The sequence below is a fragment of the Bacteroidota bacterium genome (genome assembly GCA_034439655.1).
Taxonomy (GTDB): Bacteria; Bacteroidota; Bacteroidia; order UKL13-3; family UKL13-3; genus CANJUD01.
Map to the genome: position 1 here is coordinate 21,044 of JAWXAU010000127.1, position 7,239 is coordinate 28,282.

6 protein-coding genes are annotated in these 7,239 nt (G+C 33.3%); 2 read left to right on the forward strand and 4 right to left on the reverse strand.

Annotation, left to right across the window (positions count from 1 at the left end):
- Positions 1 to 65: 65 nt before the first annotated feature.
- Positions 66 to 1,409 carry a hypothetical protein gene (locus SGJ10_09045; protein MDZ4758271.1) on the forward strand — a complete coding sequence of 448 codons (1,344 nt, stop codon included), beginning with the start codon at positions 66 to 68 and terminating at the stop codon, positions 1,407 to 1,409.
- 137 nt (positions 1,410 to 1,546) lie between these two features.
- On the opposite strand, the gene SGJ10_09050 is transcribed toward SGJ10_09045, so the two are convergent.
- Genes SGJ10_09050 through SGJ10_09060 form a run of 3 tightly spaced genes read right to left on the reverse strand, consistent with a single transcriptional unit; the run spans position 1,547 to position 5,931 of the window.
- Positions 1,547 to 2,953 (reverse strand): TolC family protein, encoded by a 1,407-nt coding sequence (locus SGJ10_09050; GenBank protein ID MDZ4758272.1) that lies wholly within the window; start codon positions 2,951 to 2,953, stop codon positions 1,547 to 1,549.
- Complete coding sequence (locus SGJ10_09055; GenBank protein ID MDZ4758273.1) at positions 2,937 to 4,238, reverse strand: HlyD family efflux transporter periplasmic adaptor subunit; 1,302 nt, start codon at positions 4,236 to 4,238, stop codon at positions 2,937 to 2,939. The genes SGJ10_09050 and SGJ10_09055 overlap by 17 nt, the downstream gene beginning before the upstream one ends.
- Before the next feature lie 37 nt (positions 4,239 to 4,275).
- Positions 4,276 to 5,931: an ABC transporter ATP-binding protein gene (locus SGJ10_09060; protein ID MDZ4758274.1), complete on the reverse strand. Its 1,656-nt coding sequence runs from the start codon at positions 5,929 to 5,931 to the stop codon at positions 4,276 to 4,278.
- A gap of 149 nt (positions 5,932 to 6,080) precedes the next feature.
- Here SGJ10_09060 and SGJ10_09065 point away from each other — a divergent pair, with 149 nt between their 5' ends.
- Positions 6,081 to 6,752: a TetR/AcrR family transcriptional regulator gene (locus SGJ10_09065; GenBank protein ID MDZ4758275.1), complete on the forward strand. Its 672-nt coding sequence runs from the start codon at positions 6,081 to 6,083 to the stop codon at positions 6,750 to 6,752.
- A gap of 115 nt (positions 6,753 to 6,867) precedes the next feature.
- Here the strand turns inward: SGJ10_09065 and SGJ10_09070 are convergent, their stop codons facing one another.
- Positions 6,868 to 7,086 (reverse strand): hypothetical protein, encoded by a 219-nt coding sequence (locus SGJ10_09070; protein MDZ4758276.1) that lies wholly within the window; start codon positions 7,084 to 7,086, stop codon positions 6,868 to 6,870.
- Between the last annotated feature and the right edge of the window lie 153 nt (positions 7,087 to 7,239).

Sequence of the window (7,239 nt, forward strand, 5' to 3'; positions counted from 1 at the left end):
TTAGCCATATAACCTTAGATTAATAACTACTATAATATAATATTCACCATCGACACTTAAATGCAATGAAACATATCAGTATATATATATTATTATTAATTATAGCAAGTAATAGTTTTGCTCAAAACCAACCTATCAAAGATTTAAAGTTTAACTTAAACGATGAAGGCACGCACTGGATGCAGTTTACCCTGTCCAACCAAACATGGCTCAGATATAACCAAAGTAATCGTGGTACAACTGTGGAAGGTGAAGCAAGGAAAGAAACCTTTGATATAGGTTTACGTAGAACCCGCTTGCAAATGTTTGGACAAGTGAGTGACAAAGTTTTTGTATACTTTCAATTCGGGCAAAACAATTTCAATTCGCAATATAATATAAATGCCAATAGAAAAAATGCAGTATTTTTTCACGATGCATTGTGCGAATATGCGGTGCTGCCTAAAAACAAATTAAAGTTGGGTGGTGGACTCACCATTGCAAATGGACTTTCCCGTTTTTCGCAACCTGGTATTAGCAATATCATGACTTTGGATGTTCCGGTTTTTGCTCAAGCAACTGTTGACCAGATAGATCAATTCTCCAGAAAACTAAGTGTGTATGCCCGTGGACAAATTGGAAAATTAGATTATAGAATTATACTATCTGACCCATTTCCTGTAACCTCAAATGGAGCCACTGCTCCAGTTATTGGCAAAAATGCAAGCTTTGCTACCACAGGGCAGCACAAGCAATATCAAGGATATTTTATATGGCAATTTAAAGATTATAAACCACACAATACTCCGTATATGGCAGGTACCTATTTGGGCACAAAAAATATATTTAATATTGCAGCAGGAGTTATATATCAGCCCAAAGCTTTGTGGCATAATCGGGATAGTACAATTGTATATGATAATATGATGTTGTGGTGCGTAGAAAGTTTTTTGGACAAGCCTTTGAACAAAGAAAAACATACTGCTATCAATGCTTATGTCGGATATTTTAATACAAATTATGGTAATAATTATTTGCGGTATAATGGCATTATGAATCCTGCAAATGGTTCAAGTTTAGGTAATACAATTGCGGTTTCATCTACAGGTTTTGGAAATGCGTATCCAATGTTTGGCACAGGCCAACAAGTATATGCACAAGTTGGTTACTTATTTCCAGTAAGTCAAAAAGATCCGTCACGTGGCCAATTGATGCCTTATGTATCGAGCACGGTGCAGCAGTTTCAGAGATTGAATTACCAGACTACCACCATATATGAAGCAGGAATAAATTGGTTTATCAATGGGCACAGATCAAAGATGACATTGAACTATCAGAGCAGACCAAGTTTTGTATTAGATGTGAATGGGAAACCAGTATCTGACCAAAGAAGAAGCTGCGTAGTATTACAATATCAGATTATGATATAATCTTTTTGCATTCGTATACAATATAACTAAAATACTACTGCTCTGATAAGCAGTATTTTGAGCAACTTTGGTATCTTAATGTCATAATCCCGATAATTTTTTTGGCATCTGTCTTGCTGTTGTTGTTTTGCAAAAAATTACTTCAATAGTCCGCTACTCCATTGCAAGGCGTACATAGTTTTAAAATATTTAGTCTTTGTCTCAATCAATTTCTCATAAACTTCTAGAACCTTATTCTCCCTACTATTAATAAGAAATAAAGAACTTTCTCCGTTAAAAAATCTCGATTCCTCTACCCGAACTAACTGCAAAGTATTATTATATATATTGTTTTGCAAAATAATTTGCTTCTTCAAATTTTCATACTCATTATAAAAACTTTGAATTTTTAATTTTATTGCGGTCCATTTCTGAATTTGAGATAAAGTAGTTTCTTTTATTTTTAACTTTGTTTTCTGATAGGCTCCTCTACCAAGGGACAACCGCAATGGCATTTCAATTTTTAAGCCGTACTGAAAGTTATTATCTAATAGTGGAAACAGCACATTTGTATTATATTGATAGCCTTTACCTAGTTGATTATATTTTACATCTAAGGTGGGTAGTAATTCTTGAAAATTAAGTTTTTTTTCTATAGCCAAAGTTCCCAATTTATAATCATACATTCTTAGATCGGGGTGCGATTTTTCCGCAAGGGTCAGCAGGTCTGTTAAAATAATATTATAATTGAGCATTGAAGGTTCATTATCCCAATCCTTTTGAGGAATTACACTTTCAGGTAAAATATAAATTTCATTATCTTTCGTCCAGAGGTATGCAGAAAGCTGCAATGCTGCATTTTGAAAAGCCACTTTGGTATTATTTTGCTGATACATAAATCCCTCTAATTGTGTTAAAGCTTCAAGGGTATCAATTGCTGCTCTTTCACCATTTCTAAAAGCTTTTTTAACTAGGTCAAATCTCTTCTGGTTATTCGCTACATTTTCACTTATTATAATATACATTTGATACATTTTCACCCATTGCCAGTATGCATCAATGGCATCCATCAATAAATTATTTACGATAGCTTGTTGCTCAACTTTGGCCATACCATTATACAATTTGGCTTGTTGCAAGGATGCTCTACGTTTGTCCATTAGAAGATTCTTCAATAGCGGTATTTTTACTCCCATATAATTGGTCAATCCATTGGTTTCGGAAGGATCGAACCTTCCACCTTGCAAATTTTCGATACCTGCATTGATTTCCACACCGTACCAAAGTGGAATTTTTATTTCAGTACTTCTAAAGTTATAATAATTCAGCCCATCGAAAGTTTTTTGCAGTGCCTGGTGACTTGCAATAGGATCGAATGGATTTCTTGCTATTAGTAAATCAGCACGGCTTTTTGAAATTAATATATCACTTTGTTTTACTACTGGGTGAAATCTGCGTACTATTTCCAATACTTGTTCGGAATTTAATACATTTAAAGTATCTTGGCTATTAGAGAATTTGCCCAGTAAAAGCAAAATAAAAATGAAACTAATTCTTGGTATCATATTTTTTCTCAGTTTTAATTTTATTATTGTAATAATAATCGGGCGGGAATCCATTAATATTTCGCCATACCTCATACCATATCGCAACATCTTTTAACAAAGCAATACATTGCACACCGGTACCAATTTTCAATTGCTCAGGCCATTTCCTGTCTAATGAATCCTCGGCTATTAATAGTCGGAACATCCCATTGCTACTAATAGTATTTTCTATTACTTTCACCCTACCACCAAAAGTACCATAACTTCCCTTAGGCCAACCGCTAAATACAATGGCTGGATAACCATCAAACATAAAGCGAACTCGCTGTCCTTCGCTTATTAGCGGTAAATCAGCAGGTCTAATAAACATTTCAACCGCATAATTCATCTTGTCAGGAACTATCATAGTAATACTTTCCCCTTCTTTTAAGATTTCTCCAATCCCGGTTTTGTTAGCTTGCACAATCTGACCGTCCTGGGGGGCAAGAATATAATACATGCTATTTCTTATAATATAATTACTAACGATGTTTTCTAACTTTGCTATTTCGCCATCACTAGTTGCTATATTACTTAATGTTTGAAACCTATCACCTTCAATTTTACTAATTTTCTCGATATATTCTTGTTCAATAGAATTGCGTTCTATAATAACATTTTTTACTTCCTGCTGTGTTTGAGACAATTTATTTTCAATCACAATTTTCTTTGAAACAGTATTTTGATATAACGCATTACGCTGCTGTAGTTGAGTTTGTGAGACTAAACCTTCTTCAAACATTTTTTCTTGCCTACTATATTGATCTTGGGCAAGTGCCACTTCATTATCAGTAGCAAATAATTCTGCACGCTCACCAGATAATTTATTTTCTAGTTGTAATATCTTATTATTTAATTGCTGCAATTTTAATTTTTTAGATGCGTTTAATGCATCAATTTGTGTACTTGCTGTGTTCATTTTGTTTTGATAAAAAGCGACACTCCCCTTTTTGGCATCAACTTGCTTTTGCGTTTGATTTACCAAATTGGGATCTAAATAGTCTTCCTTTATTTCTGAAAGTTGTAAAACAGTATCGCCTTTTTTTACGATATCTCCCTCCTTTATCCACCATTTCACTATTCGGCCTGGAATAGGTGAATGAATCTTCTGTGGCCTTTGATTTTGTAATAAAGCAGTAACAATTCCAGTGGCCTTTATATTTTGTGTCCACGGAAGAAAAAGTATGGCAGCAAATAAAAATGTTATTCCCCAAAACCAGTATTTGATTTTGCTTTTAACTTTAAATCTGTAGATCGCTTTCAAGGATCTTAGTGGTAAAGGATACTTATTCATTTCCATTTTAAATATTCCTTAATAAAGTTACTTCTCGATTATCAATTAGCATTTTATAGTCACATTTCTTTGCAAAACTTTCATCATTACTCGTAATGAATACTGTCGCATTTTTAGTGTGATGTAATATATAGTTAGTGATTCGATCCTTCATTCCAATTTCTAAACCAAGCCACGGTTCTTCCAGCAACAATAGAGGTGGCTTGTCGACCAAAGCCCTAAGTAGCAGAATTTTTTTAATCATAGATGAAGAAGGCCTCTTTCCCGCATTGTCAATTGCACAATCAAACCCAATTTGAAATAATTGCTTAAAAAAATCAATACCCAAATTATTCGCAACTTGCATAATAGACATATCAGTTACGCTTGCTCTACCCATACTAATATTTTCGAAAAGAGTACCTTTGAAAATATCTTCTTGTAATAAATATACACCCAATTGCTTTCTTAAGGATTCCAATTTGTACTGATGAATTGGTTTATTATCAATAAGCAACGCCCCTGAGAAATTACTATAATTGCCACTCAATATTTTAAGAAACGTAGTTTTACCAGCACCCTCAGCACCTGAAATACAAACGGTACTACCTTCAGGAACTAATATACTAAAGTCCCTAAATATGAGCTTCTGTTTGGGATATTCAAAACTAAAATTAATTAGTTCAACTCGTAATCCATTTTCTTGCCTACCCAGTATCGTGCTTCCCTCTTTTTCTAATACACTTTCCGTAACACTTGCCAACTTTTCTAAGCCTGTAATTACATCATAGATACTATCTAAACTTCCAATTAGTTTTTCAACAGCATTTATGATTGTTAATATTACTATTTCTGCAGCTATAAATTCACCAATATTGATTTGCTGATTAATTAAAAGATTAGTGCCTACTATAAGCATTGAAGCAGTGATCATCACTTTAAAAAAAACCAGTGCTCTATATTGCAACAATAACACTTTAAAATGAGCGGTTCTTGATAGTACATATTCATGAACATTTTCATCGGTCTTTTTTAAATTCATTTGTGACCCTTGACTAAATTTAAATGACTTTATTACCCTTCCCATTTCTTGCAACCAAGCAACAACCTCATACTTGTAACCACTCTCTTGCAAACTGGTTCTGATTCCTTTCTTTGCAGTGAGCCTCACCATCAAATATAGCACTGCCAGTAACAAAAATCCAAATAATATAAAGATGGAATGATATAATGACAATAAAATCAAACTGAAAATAATTTGAATACTCGCGGTAGGGATATCTAAAAGCAGTTTTGAAATTCCTTTCTGCACATTAATTGCTTCAAAAATTCGATTCACCTTTTCTGGCAAATAATAACTATCCAATTTTATGAGATCGAATCGTGGAATTTTTTCTGCAAAATCAAATGCGTAGCGTACAAATATATTTTGTTGAATCTTCTCTATAATCTTCATTTGATTTATTTGTAATATACCAACCAAAAGCACTCCCAAAACCACCAATAACGAAAGAACATAAATAGAAGTAACCATCGTTGCCCCCATTACAAAACCAATAATAGCTTGTATACCTACTGGTACAGTAAGCTGAAGCAGACCGCTTAATACTGAATAGTAGTATATAGACCATACCTCCTGCTTCTCTAGTTTAATTAGTTCCCACAATCTTTTAAACGGGTTCATATTCTTGCAAATTTAAAAATCAGGTGCAAAGATACAGATACTTTTATATTAATAGCAATACTATCATTTAAAAAAAATATTATTTTTTTTTTGATAGCAATACTTCAATTATTAGAATTAACCCTACTTTTGCAAAAAAATAATTTAATATGAAGTACAAGGTATCTTTCAAAGTAAACGAAGCTGTATATATTAAAGACCCTGAGCAAACTGAAGTAGGGGAAAAAATTGTCAAAAGTTCTATTGATTTGATTCACCTATTAGGCTTTGAAAATTTTACTTTTAAAAAATTAGCTGCTGAAATTGGAACAACGGAAGCTACTGTGTACCGCTATTTCGAAAATAAACACCGATTGCTATTGTATATTATAAGTTGGTACTGGAACTATATGGAGTTTTACCTTGAATTAAAGTTACAGAATGTTACAGACCCTAAAATGAAACTGAAATTAATTATTCAAACCTTGACAAACGAATTACCGGAAAGTTCTGCTGGTATGGAATACAATAAAGAGTATCTTAATCAAATATTAATTTCTGAAAGCACTAAAGTATTTTTGGTTAAGGAAGTAAATGAAATAAATAAAAGCGAAGTGTTCAAGCCATACAAGGATTTGTGTGCAAAAATTGCTGAATCCATCTCTCAATATAACCCCAAATACAAATATCCGAAATCACTAAGCAGTACCCTCATTGAAACTGCTCATTACCAGCAGTTTTTCTGTAATAACTTACCACGACTAACTGATATACAAACGAAGAATAAAGGCAATTTTACGGCTAATTTCCTTGATGATTTACTATTCAAAATACTGGGATGATTTAATACCGAAACTCAATATATAATAGTCAAAAAAAAGGGGGACTAATCCCCCCGCATCCCGATAATTATCGGGATTAAGCGGGGCTTTCGGGATGTAGTTCGGCATTACCATTCTAAAAATTAATATCTCCTGCCAAAGCTATTGTAACAGTTGAATAATCGTCCGTTTTATCTTTACCAATATAACAAACTTCCTTTTTGTCTTTGCTGCGATAGATAACAATCCCTCCTGCGACAGAAGTATTATGCATCGCCGGGTTTCCCAAAAGCACCCATTCATTTGGATACAATTGTTTCACTTGATCGAATGGTAAGAAATTAGTATCCATCATTGTAAATTTATGTGCAAATTTACTCAAGAATAATATTAGACCTCTTTCATAATCCAAATAAGAAAAGCCAAATTATAACGGACACTTTATTTTATTGTAGTATCGCTCGCCGCGAACTCCGATAACTATCGGGGCTTCCTTTTTACACAAAAA

Bases quoted from the DNA above. Each gene is read 5' to 3' on its own strand.
- SGJ10_09045 (MDZ4758271.1), top strand. From the start codon at position 66: ATGAAACATATCAGTATATATATATTATTATTAATTATAGCAAGTAAT.
- SGJ10_09050 (MDZ4758272.1), bottom strand. From the start codon at position 2,953: ATGATACCAAGAATTAGTTTCATTTTTATTTTGCTTTTACTGGGCAAA.
- SGJ10_09060 (MDZ4758274.1), bottom strand. From the start codon at position 5,931: ATGAACCCGTTTAAAAGATTGTGGGAACTAATTAAACTAGAGAAGCAG.
- SGJ10_09065 (MDZ4758275.1), top strand. From the start codon at position 6,081: ATGAAGTACAAGGTATCTTTCAAAGTAAACGAAGCTGTATATATTAAA.
- SGJ10_09070 (MDZ4758276.1), bottom strand. From the start codon at position 7,086: ATGATGGATACTAATTTCTTACCATTCGATCAAGTGAAACAATTGTAT.